Genomic DNA, 395 nt, shown 5'->3' on the forward strand with positions numbered 1-395 from the left:
GTAAAAGCCCCACCGCCGCCACCGAAAGCCCCACCAGCGGCCACGGTGCCGCCGCCACCGCATATTCCGGCGCATGCGCCGCCAGCCAAATCAGCGCGCGCAGGGTGTATTCGCCTACCGCCGCCGCCAGCCATTGCAAAGGCGGCCACGGCAGCAGCGAAGCGATGAGCGCCAAAGGCACCAACACCCAGGAAAACCAAGGAATCGCCAGCGCATTCACCAGCGGGCTGATCAGCGGCAGCGAAGCAAACAACACCCCCAGCGCCACCACCGACAGCAACGACACCGCCCATTGCCCTTCCAACGCCAAACGCCAGCCGCGCCTGCCTTCATCAAGCCGCCCGAACGACACCCACAGCAAAGCCGCCACCAAACCAAACGAGAGCCAAAAGCCC

Annotated in this window: 1 protein-coding gene; it reads right to left on the minus strand. The window is 65.6% G+C overall.

Annotation, left to right across the window (positions count from 1 at the left end):
• Window positions 1-370 (minus strand): ComEC/Rec2 family competence protein (locus NJD71_RS14110; protein ID WP_442967696.1); only part of this gene is annotated, 370 nt, incomplete at its 3' end.
• Window positions 371-395 lie beyond the last annotated feature (25 nt).

The sequence above is a fragment of the Psychrobacter sp. PP-21 genome, assembly GCF_033790785.1.
In the GTDB taxonomy this organism is placed as follows: domain Bacteria; phylum Pseudomonadota; class Gammaproteobacteria; order Pseudomonadales; family Moraxellaceae; genus Psychrobacter.